This window comes from Staphylococcus intermedius NCTC 11048 (assembly GCF_002902385.1).
Classification (GTDB): domain Bacteria; phylum Bacillota; class Bacilli; order Staphylococcales; family Staphylococcaceae; genus Staphylococcus; species Staphylococcus intermedius.
In genome coordinates, this window is record NZ_PPQH01000009.1 from 46,693 (window position 1) to 65,431 (window position 18,739).

Below are 18,739 nucleotides of genomic sequence, written 5' to 3' on the forward strand. Positions count from 1 at the left end.
AAGATAGTAATCAACGATGACAAGAACGTTATAACAAGGGATGATTCAGCAATTCAAACTTGCCAAAATTAACTGTAGAATTCTAAAAAATTACTGCATACTTTCGTGAATCGTCTTAATATTCGATTCCATCATTTTATAATACGAATCCCCATCGCTACCTTCTTTACCAATCGAATCCGTATAAACTGTACCGTAAATCTTAGCACCCGTTTCCTCACCAAGACTCTTCATACTCTTATCACTCACACTCGTTTCAAGCAATAAGTTTTTAATATTGTGTTCCTTCACAAAATCAACAGCTTGTTTCATTTGTTCTGGTGTTCCTTGGTTTTCAGTATTAATTTCCCAAATATAACCTGGTTTCACATCAAATTGTTGAGCGAAATATTTAAACGCACCTTCACTCGTAATCATGACACGTTTCTCTTTCGGAATGTCATTGAATTTATCTTTACTTTCTTTATTCAATTTCTCAAGTTTTGATAAGTATTCAGACCCTTGTTTGTCATAATCTTTAGCATGTGTTTTGTCTACATTTTCAAGGGCTGTTTGAATTGTTTTCACATACGAAATGCCATTGTCTAAGCTGAGCCAAGCGTGTGGATCGATATTGTGTTCAGTTTTTTCACCTTGCTTTAAGTAAATCGGTTCTACATTTTTCGAAGCCTGAATCACTGTATCGTCTTTAATAGATTTATTGGCTTGTTTCAACGCTTTCTCAAACCAACCGTTACCACTTTCAAGATTGAAACCATTATAAATAATGACATCAGCGTCAGTTAAAGCTTGGACGTCTTTAGGTTTTATTTCGTATTCGTGAGGGTCTTGACCAACTGGAACAATCGAATAAATCTCAGCGTCATCCCCTGTAATATTTTTCGTCATATCGTATAGGATAGAGTTCGTAGTGACAATTTTTAATTGATGTTTTGATTCGTCTCCTTTATTGATACCACACGCAGCGAGTAAAACAGAGAGAATCACTAAGGCGAATATTCGTTTCATCATGATGTTTGAAATGCTCCTTTTTGTAATAAGTTTTTAATTTTAATGATGCCAAATGTTAAGCCATATAACACAGCTGAAATGAGTACAATGACGGCACCACTGGGTAAATTCATTTTAAAGCTCATATAAATGCCCAACGTTGAACTGATGACACTCAATATACTTGAAGCAATCATCATCGTGGACAATTTTTTAGTAAATAAAAACGCTGTTGAAGCGGGTGTGATTAATAGTGCGACTACTAAAATAACACCAACTGTTTGTACACTTGCGACAATCACAAGTGCGAGTAATAACATGACAAAGTAGTGGATGACGCTCGTATTTAAACCACTCATACGACTAAATATTGGATCAAATGTCGACATTTTCAGCGGTCTATATAAAATTAAAATTAATGCGAGAACAACGATGCTGACAGCGAGCGTCGTGTGAAATGCGGTTTGGGTAATCGCGAGAATGTTGCCAAAGAGAATATGATACAAATCAGTGGCTGAATGAATGACGCTAATGAGTACAATCCCTAGAGCTAAAAAAGTAGTGAAAGTAATCCCAATCGCAGCATCTTTCTTCGTTTTTGAAGCTTCAGAAATGTATCCAATCATGATACTGCTTAACATCCCTGTTACCATTGCGCCGATAAACATTGGAATATTCATTAAAAACGAGAGTGCTACACCAGGTAGGACTGCGTGACTCATCGCATCTCCCATCAACGATAATCCTCGTAAAATAATGAGACAACCGACCACACCACAAACGATACCGACTAAGATGGCTGTCAACATTGCACGTGATAAAAATTGATACTCAAAGAGGTGTTGAACGAACGACATGTTGTGTGGACTCCTTTCTGTGCTTCGTTGTGTCTTCTTTAGCTTGGTGGTAGCGGCTTAAAAATACAGATTCGATATTTTCAGGTTGTAATGCTTCAGCACTGTCTCCCAAAAATGCAATCGATTGATTCAGAAGAAGAATGCGATCGAAATATTGTTCAGCTGTTGAAAGATCGTGGTGTACAATTAAAATCAATTTCCCTTGTTGCTTCAGATGTTGCAACTTCTCAAAAATAATCCGCTCACTTTTAAAATCGATGCCGACAAATGGTTCGTCTAGAAGATACACAAGACTGTCAGACATCAGTGCACGTGCGATAAAGACGCGTTGTAATTGCCCGCCACTCAATGCATGGAGCTGTCGTTTACGTAACTCATAAAGCTCGAGTTCTTTTAATAACGCATCTCTCTTTTCTCGAATTGCTTTAGGTATACGTCGAAACCAACCAATTTCTTGATAGTAGCCTGTCAGCACTAAATCTTGTACATTAATTGGAAAATCTAGATCTAGTACAGATTTTTGTGGAATATATGTAATATTTGTCAATTGTTGTTGCGCCGGTTGTTGATTCAGTGTAACTTTCCCTTTTGCAGGCAATTCTCCAATGATTGATTTGATGAGCGATGATTTTCCGCTCCCGTTCGGCCCCATAATGCCTATCATTTCGCCGTTGAAAGGTAAATTTAAAGAGATGTTTTTAAGGACGTGTTTTTGTCCAAGATGTAAGTTTAAGTTTTCTATAGATAACATAATTACCACCACCTTTATTTTAAGTTAGGTTACCCTAATAAAATTATACGATAAATTGAAAATTGTCAATATGAATTCGTTTCGTGGTACAATAAAGTGAATATTTGAGAGAGGTGAACATATGTTAACTGAGGAAAAAGAAGACTATCTTAAAGCGATTTTAAGTCATGATGGTATAAATACGTATGTTTCGAATAAAACATTGTCTCGCTTTTTAAATATCAAACCGCCATCCGTGAGTGAAATGGTAGGGCGTTTAGAAAAGGAAGGCTATGTGATTACTAAGCCATATAAAGGTGTTAAATTGTCAGAGCTTGGTTTAACATATACGTTAGATGTGATTAAACGCCATCGTCTCATTGAATTGTTTCTCATTGAAGTATTGAACTATACTTGGGAAGAAGTGCACGTTGAAGCGGAAGTGTTAGAGCATCGTGTGTCGAAACTCTTTGTTGAACGATTAGATGAGCTTTTAAAATATCCAAAAACGTGTCCTCATGGTGGTGTCATACCGCGGGACAATCATTTTGAAGAAATATATAAGGTACCACTCCTCTCTTTTGAAGAAGGCGATGTTGTAACGATTCGACGTGTGCGAGATCGTTCGGAATTGTTGGTGTTCCTATCTAGTAAGGCGCTGTCGATTGGAGATACGGTGAAAGTGATAGCGAAGGATGATATTAATCATTTGTTGGAGTTGGAGAATAAGGGCGAGAAGATTGTGTTGAGTTATCAGAATGCAGAAGTGATTTTTGGTGAAAAAGTATAGTTTTATCAACATTTCGATTACATGATAAAGGTAGCGAATCTTTACAGATTGCTGAACCAACCGACGCTTTCCTAGGGGCTGATCCTTCAACTAAATTCGGCTTGATTGAGGTATACACTTAGATGAAGCCGAATTGGATTTTCTGGATCAGCTGTTCCCTCAGGAGTCGCGGTTGGTTTTTGCAATCTGAGGTGTAGTGATGCTAACTTTTAAGAGTGTGGAAATGAGAAATGGCTGATACTCATTACAGTTCAACTCAATCGCTGTCTACCTTTTCTTGGAAGGTGATGGGAGATAAGTTTTATGGATGTCGAGATTGTGTGGCTTATTCTTCAACTAAATTCGGCTTGATTGAGGTATACATTTAGATGAAGCCGAATTGGATTTTCTGGATCAGCTGATCCCTCGGGAGTCTTGCCCGGTTCTTGCAATCTGAGGTGTAGTGATGCTAACTTTTAAGAGTTTGGAAATGAGAAAATAGCTGATATTCATCCACATTTCAACTCAATCACACGCCACTTTCTTTTGGAGAAGTGGGGAAGTTGAGCGGTTATTGCAATTAGATCAGAGCTGTACTTTCTAGGGGCTTATCTCAACTCAATTTAGTTAATCAATATCGAAGTGACAAGTGATGAGGGTATTAATAACAAATAAAAAACGGTTGTAGCAGAAAGTGAGATTTCTCATCTACAACCGTTTTTGTGTTGTGCTTTTTGTGGATGTCTACAATTTTTTGACGGTGAGTAATAAATAGATAAAGAATGGGGCACCAAATGCAGCGATGAAGACGCCGGCAGGGACTTCTTTCGGTAAAAAGAGTGTGCGTCCTATTAAATCTGCCACCATTAAAGAAATGGCGCCGATACAAGCGGTCATGACGAATTGCTTAAATGTGCTTGTACGAATGAGTGTTTTGGCGATATGCGGTGCGATTAATCCAATAAAACCAATATTACCGACAAAACTGATTGCGACGGATACGAGTAATGTTGCGACGATAATTTGAAAAATCCGTGTTTGTTGAATATGTAGACCGAGTCCAGTCGCGACCGAATCATGTAAAGCAGCAATTTTCATGCGCGGTATGATGACCCATAAGAGTGGAAACATCAATAGTAGCGCACCACATAAAAGCAAGCTATCTTGAAATGAAGCACCGTATAAACTCCCAACGAGCCATGTATAGGCTTTAGCTGCGGAGAGTTGCTTGGCTGTGAGTAACAGACCTTGTGTGATACCCATAAGTACGGTTTGTAATGCAATCCCAATAATGATTAATGTTGAAGGACGGATTTGTTGGTTCAATTGAAATGACATCAAAATCAACATTGCGATAGTTCCTCCCGTGATGGCGAATAGCGGAAGAAGATGAATGCTCAAGTGGCTGAACCAAGTGATGAATAGTACAGCACTTAAACTTGCACCCCCTGTGACACCAATAATATCAGGAGAAGCAATAGGGTTTTTCAAGACGTTTTGTAATAATAGTCCACTGATGCCTAGAGCAGTACCCGCAAGGATGGCCAATGTAATACGGGGAAGGCGTAAAACTTCTAACGTAAACTGATACGGACTTGCACTCGGATCAATGAAATATGCGATGATGTCTGTCAAATGAATGACGTCTGAACCGAACATCATGCTTAAAAAGCCTACGATGACGATACTCACAAGGCCGATGCACAGATGTATGTTGTCTTTAGTATAGCGCTCATTTTTCATACACGGTAAATCCCCTTTTTCATAAGATAAATCAACACTAAAGCGCCCAAAATGCCTGTAATAATGCCTACAGGTAGCTCTAGAGGACGAATCATCCATCGCGCAAGAATGTCAGCACTAATCATTAAACAAGCTCCGAGCAATGCAGAGTACGGTATCAATAACTGATAGCGGGGTGGGAGCACAAGTTTTGCGATATTTGGAACGATGAGTCCGACAAATAAGATAGAGCCCGCAAGTGCAACGGAACTTCCTGCAAGTACACTAATCAAGAATACAATCACCCATTTGATGCGCTTTACATTTTGTCCTAAGCCTGTCGCAATCTCATGGCTCGTCATCAAAATATTGAGATGTGGCGCGATAAAAAGTGATGCAACGAGGAAGAGAATCATGATCACCATCATCCACGGTATGTCCCAAATATTACGCAATGATACGGAACCGCTCAGCCAGAATAACAAGCCTTGTAGATTCGTTTCGTTCATAATTAAAATCCCTTGCGTAAAAGCAGTGAACAGCATTGAAATCGAAGCACCAGCCAGGATGACGCGTTGTGGTGAAAAACGTGCTTGTTTAAACATGCCCAATGCTACAACGAGTATTGTGACGAGAATAGCACCTACGAAAGCCATCACAACAAGTGCTTCAAATGAGTGTACACGAATCAACGTGATGCCCACGACGATAAAAAAGACGGCGCCTGCATTAATACCGAACAGTCCAGGTGAAGCAACCGTATTTCGCGTGAGTACTTGCATGAATAGGCCTGAAACCGCGAGTGCCGCACCTGTGAGAAGGGCGATGATTGTTCGAGAAGCACGTGAACCTGTCACAAGTGTATGTATATCGTTTTGGCCGTCAAAGTGGAAGAACGCCTGTATCAACTGAGGTAGTGATACAAGCGTGTTTCCAATCATTAAGCTTAAAAACGATACAATGACAAGGCATAAACCTGCGATAAATATATGATGTATCGGTTTAAGCGACATAATGTAACTCCTTAAGTTATTGCTTTTTAATTTCTAGTTTTTCGTACAAATCATCAATCAATTTAAGTGAAGATTGGTAGCCACCTGCTAAGTTCCAAGTGATTTCATCTACACCATCAACGACATGTCCTTTTTTCACAGCGTCTAAGTTTTTCCATTCTGTGCTTGATGTCCATTCTTGTTCTGTTTTTTGTACAAGTTCAGCATCTTTTGCGTTAGGATCAGATTTGAAGATGAAAATTTGGTCCGCATCCATCAATGGGATACTTTCTTTTGAAGTGAGTTGAATAATATCTTTTCCTTTATCCACTTCTTTTTGTTGTGCTTCAGGACGTTTGAATCCTAAATCTTGTAAAATATCTCCAGCATAACCGCCAGCGTAAATACGTGTTTGGTCAGCGCGGAAGTTTACGACAGAAGCAGAAATCGGCCATGCGTCACCGTATTTTGCTTTAGCATCTTTTTGGAATGCTTTCACTTTATCGTCATATTTTTGAAGTAAAGATTTTGCTTCTTTCTCTTTCCCTAAAGCTTTCCCCATTAATTCAGTTGTATCTTTAAATTTATAAACGGTATCTGTCGTAATCGTTGGTGCGATTTTTGACAATTGATCATACACTTTTTCGTTTCTCACTTTAGAAGCAACGATTAAATCTGGTTTTAATTTTGAAATTTCTTCTAAGTTCGGCGCAGGTTCTTGACCGACATTTTTCGTGTCTTTTAAATCATCTCTAAGGTATTCAAATTGAGGGGCTTGTGTCCAAGATTCTACTGCACCCACGGGTTTTACACCTAATGAGACTGCGACATCAGTTGCGCCTTGATATAAAGTAACGACACGTTTAGGTTCACCTTTGATTTCAGTTGTTCCCATGGTGTGTTTAACGGTTGTTGTATCTGCTTTCTTTTCTGACGCTTCATTTTTACTTGTGTTGCCACACGCAGATAAGACGAATAATAAGACTAAAGGTAAAACGAGTAGCTGTAAAAGTTTATTCATGAGATTTACTTTCCTCCTATGTATCAGCGGTATTTTTTAGTAATAATGAGAATCATTATCAATTAAAGTATGTCGAATTCCGGAGCATAAGTCAATAATATTTTTATCATTTTTGGAAAAACTATAAATGTTTGACTTATAAATTGAATATCAATATAATGCCACCATAACCGATAATGATAATCATTCTCAGTTATGAAATTTAATCTCAATTCGATTCAAGGAGGTCGTCGTTTTTGGTTAAAAATGAGGCAACATATGATTCGTTACTATCTTGTATTGGTCAGACACCCCTCGTACAACTGCAACGTTTATTTCCTGAACATCGTGTTTTAGCGAAATTGGAATATATGAATCCAGGCGGTAGTATGAAGGATCGTCCAGCCAAATTTATTATAGAGCGTGGGTTAGCGACTGGAGAAATTAATGCATCGACCCATTTGATAGAAAGTACATCAGGTAATCTCGGCATTGCACTGGCGATGATTGCAAAAATTAAAGGCTTGAAGCTGACGTGTGTGGTAGATCCTAAAATTTCACCGACTAACTTGAAAATGATTGAAAGTTACGGTGCCAATATTGAAATGGTAAATGAACCAGACGCGCATGGCGGCTATTTGATGACACGTATCGAGCGTGTACAAACGTTATTAGAAGAAACAGACAATGCGTATTGGATCAATCAATATGCTAATGATTTAAATTGGCAAGCCCATTACCACGGTGCTGGCACAGAAATTGTTGAGGCGGTAGCAGAGCCGATTGATTATTTCGTTGCGCCCGTAAGTACGACAGGTAGCATTATGGGGATGAGCCGTAAGATTAAAGAAAGTCATCCGAACGCACAAATTATAGCTGTGGATGCTAAAGGGTCAATTATTTTTGGAGATACGCCATGTGACCGCGAACTTCCTGGTATTGGTGCAAGTCGTGTTCCAGAGATTTTGAATGCAGCTGAAATTGATGACGTGATACATATTGATGATTATCAGTCTGCATTAGGGTGCCGACAATTGGTTGATCAAGAAGGCATTTTTGCAGGCGGTTCGACAGGTGCGATTATGAGTGCGATTCAACAACTTACACAAAAAGTTGAACCGGGTGCGACGATTGTGACGATTTTGCCGGATAGAGGCGATCGTTATTTAGATTTAGTGTATTCCGAAGCGTGGTTTGAGCAGTTAAAAAATAAACAAGAAAGTGAGACGTGTTAATATGAAACATCCATTATTGTATTTAAACCGTACGGACATCGAACAAGCAGGAGGGGCACAGTCACAAATTTATGTGGATGCATTGACAGAAGCGTTGACAGCGCATGCCAATCAAAATTTTGTACAACCTTTAAAACCTTATTTACGTCAAGATGCTGAAAATGGCCATATTGCCGACCGTATTATCGCGATGCCAAGTCATATCGGTGGTGAACATTCAGTGTCGGGGATTAAGTGGATTGGCAGTAAACACGACAACCCTTCAAAACGTCAAATCGAACGCGCCAGTGCAGTCATTATTTTAAATGATCCTGAAACGAACTATCCGATTGCTGTAATGGAAGCAAGCTTAATCAGCAGTATGCGTACAGCAGCGGTTTCAGCCATTGCTGCACGTCACTTAGCGAGACCAGGTTTTGAGAACTTAACGATCATCGGTTGTGGTCTCATTGGTGATAAACAGTTACAAACAATGCTCGAACAGTTCGATCATATTCAAAATGTGTACTTATATGACCAATTTGAAGCAGCATCACAAAAAATGATTGAAAAATGGCGCACAGCAAGACCAGATATCACATGGGTTCAAGCTCAATCAGCGCGTGAAGCGGTAGAAAATGGTGACGTCGTGATTCCATGTACTGTAACGGATCAACCGTACATTGCATACGACTGGTTACGTAAAGGGGCTTTTGTGAGCAACATTTCGATTATGGATGTGCATAAAGAAGTTTTCATTAAAGCAGATAAAGTCGTGGTGGATGATTGGTCACAAAGTAATCGAGAAAAGAAAACCATCCATCAACTTGTACAAGACGGTCTATTTAGCCGTGAACAGTTGCACGCTGAACTCGGACAACTGGTGACAGGTGAGAAAGTCGGCCGTGAACATGACGATGAGATTATCTTGTTGAACCCAATGGGCATGGCAATTGAAGATATTGCCAGTGCGTACTTCATTTATCAACGTGCGCAAGCTGAAAATATAGGCACAACATTAAGTCTTTATTAGGAGTGGCATATATGGTAAGCGAACACGAACACAATGTAACGCGCGCACAACAATACATACTACAAGACCTTGTGGATGCGTTATTATTGGAAGATTTAGGTGGCATTGCATCGACGAGTCACCGTTTGACGATACAACAACAAGAATATTTGCGCTATGAGAAAAAGGGGATTGCGTTACTCATTCCTGTCTATTTCAGTAGCTTGAATGTATATCGCTTCAGTGGCGAGGCGGTATACCACATTGAAAGTAAAACGTGTATGCCATTGACTGTACGAGAATTGTGGGATTTGTTTGTGACAATGAACGCAGATTTAGCAACAGAGTGGGCACATGAGCGCTTTGCAGAAGGGGTGGAAACAGCAGTTACACAGTTGACGGCACAATTCGATGGCTTTAAAGCTTCCGAACAGCCATTTATCTTTTCAGAACAGCTCGCCAGTTTGAAAGACAGACCGTTTCATCCGGTTGCAAAAGAAAAGAGAGGATTAACGGCAGAAGATTATACATTGTATCAAGCAGAATACCATCAACCGTTAGCTGTGAAGACAGTCGCGATTAAAAAGTCGCACTTGATACAAGGGAAAGGCGTAACAGACGCGCACTACACACAGTTTTGGGGTCACACATTGACGCGATGTCAACAAGCCCTCGTTGAAAAAGGATATGATGCAACAGACTATATCATTTTTCCTGTGCATCCTTGGCAATATGAACATGTCGTACTGACACAGTTTAGTTCGGAAATTCAACAAGGTATCGTTGTTATGCTCGATGTGACGATGGGACAATATCTCTCATCTTCATCTATGCGCACATTGATTCCGTTAGACACACCATTCACACATTTAAAAGTGCCGTTTTCAATGCAATCACTTGGCGCATTGAGACTGACACCGACACGTTATATGAAAAATGGTGAAGCGGGAGAAGCATTATTACGTCACATTATCACTCAAGATGCGTCACTTCACGGTCGTGTTGCACTATGCGATGAAACGGTATGGTGGTCGTATATGAATGAAGCACAAGATATTTTTCAAGATCAGTCAGGACACTTAACGATGCAGTTACGACATTATCCTCAGTCAGTAGAGGAGGCAGATTGGGTTGTTTCGATGGCTGCCCTTGCTACTCATGAACCTACACTGTATGAACAAATTTTAGGGACAGCAGATCCAACAAACGAACAAATCACCGCGTTGTTTGCAAAAATCAGTGACGCCTTTTTAATGATGACTTTATCAATGATGAAATATGGCGTGTTGCCTGAATTGCACGGTCAAAATGTGCTCATTGCTTTTCGAGAGGGGCAAGTATCGGAATTTATCTTGCGTGATCACGATACCGTTCGTATTTTCCCGAAATGGTTAACAGCACAAGGGTTTGAATTGCCGAAATATGCTGTAAGAAAAGATACGCCTAACACATTATTAAATGAAGATATCGAGACATTTTTTGCTTATTTCCAAACGTTAGCAGTCAGTGTGAATTTATATGCCATTGTAGACGCTTTAGTGGATGTATTTAAAGTGTCTGAAATTGAACTGATGACACAATTGAGACAAACGATGAAACGTCACATCCGCACAATAGATTGGTTACCTGGCACGTCTGAAGCAGTGGAACACATCATTTTTAATCATGAAACATGGCCATTTAAACGTATATTACTTCCATTATTACATCAACGTGGTGATGGTGGTGGCAGTATGCCGTCAAGTATCGGTCGTGTTCCAAATCCAATGAAATGGGCAGATGACTATTCAACAGACTTGGCGACGTAATTTTAGAACACTATGGCTCGGCCAGTTTATTGCCATAGCAGGCCTGACAGTTTTAGTTCCATTACTTCCAATCTATATGGCATCTTTGAAAAATTTGAACGTCATTGAAATTCAGTTGTGGAGTGGGGTCGCTATTGCGGCTCCGGCGATTACGACAATGCTCGCCTCTCCGTTATGGGGGAAGCTCGGTGATCGATTGAGCCGAAAATGGATGGTGTTGCGTGCATTATTTGGCTTAGGATTATGCCTTTTACTCATGTCTTTTTGTACGACACCGTTTCAATTTGTACTTGTACGGTTGTTACAAGGATTATTTGGAGGTGTAGTCGAAGCTTCAAGTGCCTTTGCAAGTGGTGAAGCACCTGAATCTGAGCGCGGTGCTGTACTCGGTAAATTACAAAGTGCTGTGAGTGCGGGCTCTCTCGTGGGTCCCCTCATCGGCGGTGTCCTTGCGACGATGCTCGGTTTTCAAGCGCTCTTGTTATTGATTGGCCTTGTCACTTTGTTCATGAGTATTCTCGGCATCTTTTTCTTAATTGAAACGACGCAGACACCTATCAATTCAGAGCAACCTCAAGTTAAAAAAAGTATTCGACAATCTATGAAATGTTTGTTGTGTACCCAACTCACTTGTCGCTTTATTATCGTCGGCGTATTAGCTAACTTTGCGATGTATGGCATGATGACCGCTTTGGCACCGTTAGTGAGCACAGTCAATCAACTCCAAATTGATGATCGTGCGGCAGTCGGTATTTTACAGTCAGCGTTTTGGACTGCTTCGATGATCAGTGCACCTTTTTGGGGTTACTTTAATGATAAAGCTTACGTCAAGAATGTCTACATTGTCGCAAGTGTTTTATGTGGTATGAGTGTCCTTTGGCAAGGCATGGCGACGGATCTTTGGATGCTTGGAATTGCACGTGTGTTACAAGGTTTGACATATAGTGCGCTTATTCAAAGTGTGATGTTTGTTGTCGTGAATGCGAGTCATCAACAACTTAAAGGCACGTTTGTAGGCTCGACAAATAGCTTTTTAGTTGTCGGTCAAATTGTCGGCAGTTTGAGTGGTGCGATGGTCACGAGTTATACCGAACCGGCGACAACCTTTATACTGATGGGCGTTATTTTTGCATTCAGTAGCACGCTATTATGGACTTCACATATTAAAAACCAAAAAATCAGCCCTGTATTGACGGGTTTCTGGGAGGTTAAAGAGCAACGTGCAAAATTTTAAGATGAATAAACGCGCTGAACATGCTGCGTTAGAACGACTTTTAAATATTTATTTTAGAGAAAAAGGCTGTCAACCGATGAAAGAAGGGACGTCTCAATGGCGTGTCATATTAAAAGATGATCTGACACTCCACGGAAAGTTGCGCTATATTTCGCCGATGGGGCATCACATGTATGATTCAGTCATTTACCTAGAAGGAATAGGGCACGTCTCACAACTGACACCCCTTCAGGCTATCCAATATTTGCTTAAAGCAATTGCGTATGATGAGACGTCACCAACTGAGACAACCGTTGTAGAAGCGGTCTATGAAGATATCTGTAACAGTATTTCGCGAACAACACGTTATCTCGATCAAGCGAGACGTCACGCACCGCCTCATCCGAATCATTATATCGCTTCAGAACAATCACTGTATCTTGGACATCCATTTCATCCGACGCCGAAAAGTGCAACTGGTTTTACTGATGAAGATATTGAACAGTACGCACCAGAATGTCATGTTGCGTTCCAACTCCATTACTTAGCGGTAGACCCGGCGTTATTAGTCGAACGGTATGTGCCGAATTACGAAGCGCGCGTTGATGAGACTATTCGTCAACTGGCACAAGTGGAAGATGGGGAATATACCGCAACGTATCACATACTGCCAGTTCATCCGTATCAAATTGAAGTGTTGAAGCAACAACCGACAATTCAGCAACATATCGCCAATGGTACTATTCAAGATTTAGGGCAACGGGGGCATTTTGTTTATCCGACGTCCTCTGTGCGAACAGTCTTTGTGAAAGCACTGAATATTTATTTGAAATTGCCGATCCAAGTTAAAATTACGAACTTTGTCAGAACGAATGACTTTGAACAAATTGAAAGAACATTGGATGCGGCGGAAATCGTTGCAGCCATCAAGCCCGATTATGAAACAGAGACATTTAAATTGATGTTCGAACAAGGTTATCGAGCGCTACAACCAGACAATCACGCGACCATCGATATTTTGGCGAATAGTGCGATGATTGTGCGTGAAGGAATCGAACAATATGAATCTCTTGAAGAAATACATGTCTTGGCGAGTTTGTTTGAAACGATGCCGGATGATCCAACTTCAAAATTAGGACAAGCATGGTTGCGCAGTGGATTGTCTAGTGAAGACTGGCTGGCACTGTACTTAAACCAAGTCATTTGGCCGATGTTAGAATTATTTGCGCATACAGGGATTAGTCTCGAAGCACACGTCCAAAATACACTCATTGCGCTAGAAGAAGGCCGTCCGACAGTATGTTATGTGCGCGATTTAGAAGGCATTTGTGTGTCTGAACGTATCGCAACTGAACAAGGCATGATTCCACATCAAATTAGCGCGGAAAGTCCTGTCGTGTACACCCATCATGAAGCATGGCACCGTTTTAAATATTATGTCATTGTGAATCATTTGGGCCATCTTGTTTCTACATTAGGAAAAGCAGCAGGCCACGAAGATCAGCTTTGGCAAACAGTCAATCGTACATTTGAAACGTGGCAGGAACGTGCACAAGGTCATGAAATTTTAATGCAATGTTTAGAAGATTTACGCTTCAATCCGACATTTGCAGCGAAAGCGAATTTGATGAGTAAATTACAAGAACGTGGTGAAGACCCGATTTATATTAAAATTCCTAACCCGATAAGTCAGGAGGAGGACAGCATTTATGAAACATCTGATTGAACAAGTGAGGCGACGTATCATGCAACAGTTGGTGACGTCACTCATTTATGAAGACGTGGTGCGTTATGATCGAAAGGCGCTGGATGATGAAGGTTGTTATACGTATGAGATTGAAGGTGAAGCGGCGACTTATCGTGTACAAGTACAACAGTCCGATAGTTTTGAGCGATTGACGTTGATCTCTCAAGTTTGGCGTATCGTTGGTGAAGATGAAGTGGAAACCCTCAATTATGTTCAACTTTTAAGAGATGTGCATTTTACTTTTGAAAAAGATGAACAAAAATTAGAAGACTTTATCATTGAATTGTTGCAAACCGAATTAAAAGACACACAAGCGCGACGCTATCGTGCTCAACAGTCGGACATCGCATTAACGACATTTGATGATTACGAATCTTATGCAATGGAAGGGCATATGTATCACCCGAGCTACAAGTCACGTCTCGGTTTTACCTTGACGGACAATGAACGATATGGTCCAGATTTCCGACCGTCATTTCAATTGCAGTGGATTGCAATTGCACCAGATTATGTAGAAACGACTGTATCTCATAGTGTCGACACGGTTGCATTGCTCAAGCGTCAACTCGGTTCAGCAACGTTGGCGGCTTTTGAAGAGACGCTCCAACAGCATGGGCATTCACTTGAAACGATGGTATTGATACCGGTACATCCGTGGCAATTTGAACATATCATTCAAGTCGAATTTGCTGAAGCGTGGATGCTTGGAGAGATGTTATGGCTTGGAACATGTGATGAAATGTATGTGCCACAACAGTCGATTCGCACACTTACACCTACCAATCGTGACAAATATTATTTAAAAACACCGATCAGCATTACGAATACATCAACCAAACGCGTTTTAGCCCCACATACGATTGAAAACGCAGCACAAATTACAGATTGGTTGAAGCATATTCAGTCAGAAGATACGTATCTTCAACATGATTTAAAGACGATATTTCTTGGCGAAGTGTTAGGACATGCTTATCATAATCCAACCTTGTCCGAGGCAAAACAACAGCGTATTTATGGCGCATTAGGTGTGATTTGGCGCGAAAACTTGCATCATTATTTAGCACCGAATGAGTCTGCGATCCCATTTAATGCGCTCTATTCAATGGGTGCTGACAGTCGACCACTGATTGATGCATGGATGACGAAATATGGTACGCAACAATGGATGGCGCAATTTTTAACTGTCGCAGTAACGCCAATGATTCATATGTTGTATTACCATGGTATTGCCTTTGAATCACATGCACAAAATATGATGCTCATTCATGAAGAAGGCTGGCCGACACGTATTGCATTGAAAGACTTTCATGATGGCATTCGCTTTAAGCCGAGTTTGTTAAGTGAAATCGCCCAGAATCCACAATTACGTGAGACACCTGAAGCCCATCGCAAAGTGAACCAAAACTCATTTATTGAAACAGAAGATGTGGCACTCGTCCGTGATTTTCTACATGATGCCTTTTTCTTTATTAATATTGCAGAAATCATTGACTTTGTTGCACGTCAATATGAGATGAAAGCATCCGAACAATGGGAAATCGTACGTGCTGTCATTTCACAGTATCAACAAACATTCCCAGATCTTCCGAATTATCGTCAATTTGATTTATTTGTTCCGACGATTCAAGTGGAAAAATTGACGACACGCCGTTTACGCGAAGATGTTGCGTTACGTCTTCACGAAGTAAGCAATCCATTAAGGAGGTCCGAACAATGAGACAACTTTCACTTAAACGCAACTTAGCAGAAGGAAAAGTGCAGTACGGATTGATGAATTCGATTCCAGATCCGCTCGTTATCGAAATTATCGCTGCAAGTGGCTATGATTTTGTCGTCATTGATACAGAACATGTCGCGATAAACGATGAAACGTTAGCGCATATGATTCGTGCTGCTGAGACGACCAATATTATTCCGATAGTCCGTGTGACTGCCGCAATTGAACGTGACATTATTAAAGTGTTAGACATGGGTGCAAGAGGTATTGTTGTTCCACATGTGAATGACCGTGAAACAGCAGAACGTATTGTGAAGTTGAGTCGTTATTATCCAGAAGGGTTGCGCAGTTTGAATGGCGGACGGATGGCGCGGTTTGGTGAGGTTCCTTTGAAAGAAGCGATGGCTGAAGCGAATGCGTCTATATGTGTGATCGCAATGATTGAAAATATGAAAGGCGTCCGTGCGATTGATGAAATTGTACAGGTGGATGGTTTGGATATGGTCATTGAAGGTGCGGCCGATTTATCACAATCACTTGGCATCCCTTGGGAAACACGTCATGACCAAGTGCAACAAGCGATTCAGCATGTGTTTACGACTACGAAAACAGCAGGTAAGCAATTTTGTGCTTTACCTCGAGATGACCAACAAGTTCAACGATGGCAACAACAAGGTGTCCAATGTTTTCTGATGGGAGATGACCGTGGCAAGCTGTATCGTCATTTAAAACACAATTTAGCACAGTTGAAAGAGGTGACGACACATGACGGCGATTCATAAATGCGTCCATCGACTGAAGCAACAAGGCCCACTCTGTCATTTTATTTATGATATGGATGCACTAGAGCAACATCTTGAGCGTGTGACATTACAGTTGCCTGACAATTGTGAGATGTATTATGCGATGAAAGCGAACAGTGAGCCCGCTATTTTAGCAGCCATTCAACCCCATGTCGCTGGATTCGAAGTCGCTTCAGAAGGCGAAATAGAAAAAGCTTTAGCGCATACAACAGCTGAACATGTCATTTTTGGTGGACCTGGAAAGACCGATGAATCTTTACAATATGCGATTCAACAAGAGATTCGACGCATTCATGTCGAAAGTTTGTATGAGTTAGAGCGCTTAAATCACTTACTTGAGCGTGAAAATGCAACGATGTCCATCTTGCTCAGAGTGAATTTAGCAGGACCATTTCCCGCTGCGACGTTACATATGGCAGGTCAACCGACGCAATTTGGTATTGATGAAACAGAGGTCGATACTGTGATTGAAGCAGCGAAAAATATGCCACGTATTCAATTGGAAGGCTTTCATTTCCATTCAATTTCCAACAATTTAGACGCAGCACTGCATTTACAAGTGATGGCACTCTATTTCCAAAAGGCAAAAGCATGGGCAGCACAACATGACTTTACGTTGCAACATCTCAATGTCGGCGGTGGCATCGGTGTCAATTATGCGGATTTAAATGAACAATTTGATTGGACGTATTTCACGACAGAACTGGCCGATTTGATAGAAGAAGAGCAGCTGCAACAGATGACTTTAAACTTTGAATGTGGTCGTTATATGGTCGCGCATATCGGCTATTACGTGACTGAAGTATTGGATATTAAACGTGTACATGGTGCATGGTTTGCCATTTTAAAAGGGGGCACACAACACTTTAGGCTGCCTGTTTCATGGCAACACAATCACCCGTTTGAAATACTGCCGATGTCTGAACAAGCGAATGAAGTTACATCTAGAACGATTGAACAACAAACTGTGACCCTCGTCGGACAATTGTGTACACCGAAAGATGTTTTTGCGAAAGACGTGGAGATACAGCAGTTGTCTACAGGTGATGCTGTCATGTTCACGTATGCCGGTGCGTATGGTTGGTCGATTTCACATCATGACTTTTTAAGCCATCCACATCCGCAATTCGTATATTGGTCAAGTGAAAAGGAGGGAGAATCATGAAACAGGTTTACGACACATTGCAACTCATTCCAGTCGACAAGATTGACCTCCACGAAGCATTTGAACCGAGTCGATTAGAAAAAACGAAAGAGAGCATTGAAAAAGAGCAGCATTTACGACACTCTGTCCTCGTCGTAAAAACGTTATTCGGACGCTACATGGTCATTGATGGCGTACACCGTTTCATGAGCTTGAAAGCATTAGGTTGTGAAGTCATTCCTGTACAGGTGATCCAACGTACGCAATACTCTATTGGCAGTTGGCATCATAAAATCCCTAATGGTGCGTGGTGTGACGGTCTAGCTGATGAACCCATGCTACCGTGGACGACAGAAGTCCGCGATGAAGCCCCTTTTATTACGATGTGCGATCAACAAACGGAACATTATTTATATGTGGCTGATTTAACTGCAGATAAGCTCGATATTTGGAAGAAGGTCGTCAACAGCTATAGTGCAAGTTGCAAAGTGGAACGTGTCCCACATAATGCCTGTTTGTGCCTCGAAACCAATGATATATTAATGAAATATCAACCTCTAAAAATTGGAGAAATTGAAGCTGTCGTGCAAAGAGGACAAACAGTACCCGCTGGCGTCACACGTTTTAACATTGCAGGGCGTTGTTTGAATCTACAAGTGCCACTCCATTTATTGAAAAATATGAATCAAGCGAGCCAGGAGAAGTGGCATACGTTTTTACAGAAGAAAATTGAAAGCATGCGTTGTTATACTGAAAAGATTTATTTGATAGAAGCGGAATAACATCATCGTTGCAATTGATTTGAAGTAGGAACAAGGAGCTGGAAAACGAAATTCAGCTCCTTTTCCTACGATATGAGAAAATTAAAAATTGAAAATGTAATATCAATTAAAGTGAATCGGGGTTAAAATTTTTAATTTTTCCATCTTAAAAGCTTACTTCATTGATTCGCAACATATAAATTCAAGTTGCTAAAATGGGCGAGACTCCTGAGGCAAGTCCCCTAAGATCGCGAGCCCAT

Annotated in this window: 16 protein-coding genes; 10 read left to right on the forward strand and 6 right to left on the reverse strand. The window is 40.8% G+C overall.

All coding sequences use genetic code 11. The features are described from left to right. Positions 1–90 precede the first annotated feature (90 nt). The 3 genes from mntC to CD138_RS02225 are packed head-to-tail and all read right to left on the reverse strand — an operon-like array spanning position 91 to position 2,598. Positions 91–1,011 carry a manganese ABC transporter substrate-binding lipoprotein MntC gene (gene mntC / locus CD138_RS02215; RefSeq protein WP_019167324.1) on the reverse strand — a complete coding sequence of 307 codons (921 nt, stop codon included), beginning with the start codon at positions 1,009–1,011 and terminating at the stop codon, positions 91–93. Then, positions 1,008–1,847: a metal ABC transporter permease gene (locus CD138_RS02220; protein ID WP_019167323.1), complete on the reverse strand. Its 840-nt coding sequence runs from the start codon at positions 1,845–1,847 to the stop codon at positions 1,008–1,010. The genes mntC and CD138_RS02220 overlap by 4 nt, the downstream gene beginning before the upstream one ends. Next, complete coding sequence (locus CD138_RS02225) at positions 1,822–2,598, reverse strand: metal ABC transporter ATP-binding protein (RefSeq protein WP_019167322.1); 777 nt, start codon at positions 2,596–2,598, stop codon at positions 1,822–1,824. Before CD138_RS02225 ends, CD138_RS02220 begins: the two co-directional genes overlap by 26 nt. A 121-nt stretch (positions 2,599–2,719) precedes the next feature. Between CD138_RS02225 and CD138_RS02230 the strand changes: the two genes are divergently transcribed. After that, complete coding sequence (locus CD138_RS02230) at positions 2,720–3,367, forward strand: metal-dependent transcriptional regulator (protein WP_019167321.1); 648 nt, start codon at positions 2,720–2,722, stop codon at positions 3,365–3,367. Positions 3,368–4,090: 723 nt separating this feature from the next. Here CD138_RS02230 and CD138_RS02235 read toward each other — a convergent pair. The 3 genes from CD138_RS02235 to CD138_RS02245 are packed head-to-tail and all read right to left on the reverse strand — an operon-like array spanning position 4,091 to position 7,081. Then, entirely contained in the window at positions 4,091–5,089 is a 999-nt protein-coding gene (locus tag CD138_RS02235) for a FecCD family ABC transporter permease (protein WP_019168776.1), read from the reverse strand. Continuing rightward, entirely contained in the window at positions 5,086–6,081 is a 996-nt protein-coding gene (locus tag CD138_RS02240; protein ID WP_019168775.1) for a FecCD family ABC transporter permease, read from the reverse strand. The genes CD138_RS02235 and CD138_RS02240 overlap by 4 nt, the downstream gene beginning before the upstream one ends. A gap of 16 nt (positions 6,082–6,097) precedes the next feature. Further along, positions 6,098–7,081 (reverse strand): ABC transporter substrate-binding protein, encoded by a 984-nt coding sequence (locus tag CD138_RS02245; protein ID WP_019168774.1) that lies wholly within the window; start codon positions 7,079–7,081, stop codon positions 6,098–6,100. Positions 7,082–7,317: 236 nt separating this feature from the next. Here CD138_RS02245 and sbnA point away from each other — a divergent pair, with 236 nt between their 5' ends. The 9 genes from sbnA to sbnI are packed head-to-tail and all read left to right on the forward strand — an operon-like array spanning position 7,318 to position 18,500. After that, positions 7,318–8,295 carry a 2,3-diaminopropionate biosynthesis protein SbnA gene (gene sbnA / locus CD138_RS02250; protein ID WP_019168773.1) on the forward strand — a complete coding sequence of 326 codons (978 nt, stop codon included), beginning with the start codon at positions 7,318–7,320 and terminating at the stop codon, positions 8,293–8,295. Position 8,296: 1 nt separating this feature from the next. Then, on the forward strand, positions 8,297–9,307 hold the full coding sequence (gene sbnB / locus CD138_RS02255; protein WP_019168772.1) for a 2,3-diaminopropionate biosynthesis protein SbnB: 1,011 nt from the start codon (positions 8,297–8,299) through the stop codon (positions 9,305–9,307). Between the two features lie 11 nt (positions 9,308–9,318). Then, positions 9,319–11,094 carry a staphyloferrin B biosynthesis protein SbnC gene (gene sbnC / locus CD138_RS02260; RefSeq protein ID WP_019168771.1) on the forward strand — a complete coding sequence of 592 codons (1,776 nt, stop codon included), beginning with the start codon at positions 9,319–9,321 and terminating at the stop codon, positions 11,092–11,094. After that, positions 11,066–12,328 (forward strand): MFS transporter, encoded by a 1,263-nt coding sequence (locus CD138_RS02265; RefSeq protein ID WP_019168770.1) that lies wholly within the window; start codon positions 11,066–11,068, stop codon positions 12,326–12,328. Before sbnC ends, CD138_RS02265 begins: the two co-directional genes overlap by 29 nt. After that, on the forward strand, positions 12,315–14,033 hold the full coding sequence (locus tag CD138_RS02270) for an IucA/IucC family protein (protein WP_019168769.1): 1,719 nt from the start codon (positions 12,315–12,317) through the stop codon (positions 14,031–14,033). The genes CD138_RS02265 and CD138_RS02270 overlap by 14 nt, the downstream gene beginning before the upstream one ends. Further along, complete coding sequence (sbnF, locus tag CD138_RS02275; protein ID WP_019168768.1) at positions 14,017–15,771, forward strand: staphyloferrin B biosynthesis protein SbnF; 1,755 nt, start codon at positions 14,017–14,019, stop codon at positions 15,769–15,771. Before CD138_RS02270 ends, sbnF begins: the two co-directional genes overlap by 17 nt. Continuing rightward, positions 15,768–16,553, forward strand: coding sequence for an HpcH/HpaI aldolase family protein (locus tag CD138_RS02280; RefSeq protein WP_019168767.1), 786 nt, complete (start codon positions 15,768–15,770; stop codon positions 16,551–16,553). Before sbnF ends, CD138_RS02280 begins: the two co-directional genes overlap by 4 nt. Beyond that, entirely contained in the window at positions 16,537–17,739 is a 1,203-nt protein-coding gene (locus CD138_RS02285) for a type III PLP-dependent enzyme (protein WP_019168766.1), read from the forward strand. Before CD138_RS02280 ends, CD138_RS02285 begins: the two co-directional genes overlap by 17 nt. Beyond that, positions 17,736–18,500 carry a bifunctional transcriptional regulator/O-phospho-L-serine synthase SbnI gene (gene sbnI / locus CD138_RS02290; RefSeq protein WP_019168765.1) on the forward strand — a complete coding sequence of 255 codons (765 nt, stop codon included), beginning with the start codon at positions 17,736–17,738 and terminating at the stop codon, positions 18,498–18,500. The genes CD138_RS02285 and sbnI overlap by 4 nt, the downstream gene beginning before the upstream one ends. Positions 18,501–18,739 lie beyond the last annotated feature (239 nt).

Coding starts and splice junctions, on each gene's coding strand:
- mntC (WP_019167324.1), bottom strand. CDS start 1,011: ATGATGAAACGAATATTCGCCTTAGTGATTCTCTCTGTTTTACTCGCT.
- CD138_RS02220 (WP_019167323.1), bottom strand. CDS start 1,847: ATGTCGTTCGTTCAACACCTCTTTGAGTATCAATTTTTATCACGTGCA.
- CD138_RS02225 (WP_019167322.1), bottom strand. CDS start 2,598: ATGTTATCTATAGAAAACTTAAACTTACATCTTGGACAAAAACACGTC.
- CD138_RS02230 (WP_019167321.1), top strand. CDS start 2,720: ATGTTAACTGAGGAAAAAGAAGACTATCTTAAAGCGATTTTAAGTCAT.
- CD138_RS02235 (WP_019168776.1), bottom strand. CDS start 5,089: ATGAAAAATGAGCGCTATACTAAAGACAACATACATCTGTGCATCGGC.
- CD138_RS02240 (WP_019168775.1), bottom strand. CDS start 6,081: ATGTCGCTTAAACCGATACATCATATATTTATCGCAGGTTTATGCCTT.
- CD138_RS02245 (WP_019168774.1), bottom strand. CDS start 7,081: ATGAATAAACTTTTACAGCTACTCGTTTTACCTTTAGTCTTATTATTC.
- sbnB (WP_019168772.1), top strand. CDS start 8,297: ATGAAACATCCATTATTGTATTTAAACCGTACGGACATCGAACAAGCA.
- sbnC (WP_019168771.1), top strand. CDS start 9,319: ATGGTAAGCGAACACGAACACAATGTAACGCGCGCACAACAATACATA.
- CD138_RS02265 (WP_019168770.1), top strand. CDS start 11,066: ATGACTATTCAACAGACTTGGCGACGTAATTTTAGAACACTATGGCTC.
- sbnF (WP_019168768.1), top strand. CDS start 14,017: ATGAAACATCTGATTGAACAAGTGAGGCGACGTATCATGCAACAGTTG.
- CD138_RS02280 (WP_019168767.1), top strand. CDS start 15,768: ATGAGACAACTTTCACTTAAACGCAACTTAGCAGAAGGAAAAGTGCAG.
- CD138_RS02285 (WP_019168766.1), top strand. CDS start 16,537: ATGACGGCGATTCATAAATGCGTCCATCGACTGAAGCAACAAGGCCCA.
- sbnI (WP_019168765.1), top strand. CDS start 17,736: ATGAAACAGGTTTACGACACATTGCAACTCATTCCAGTCGACAAGATT.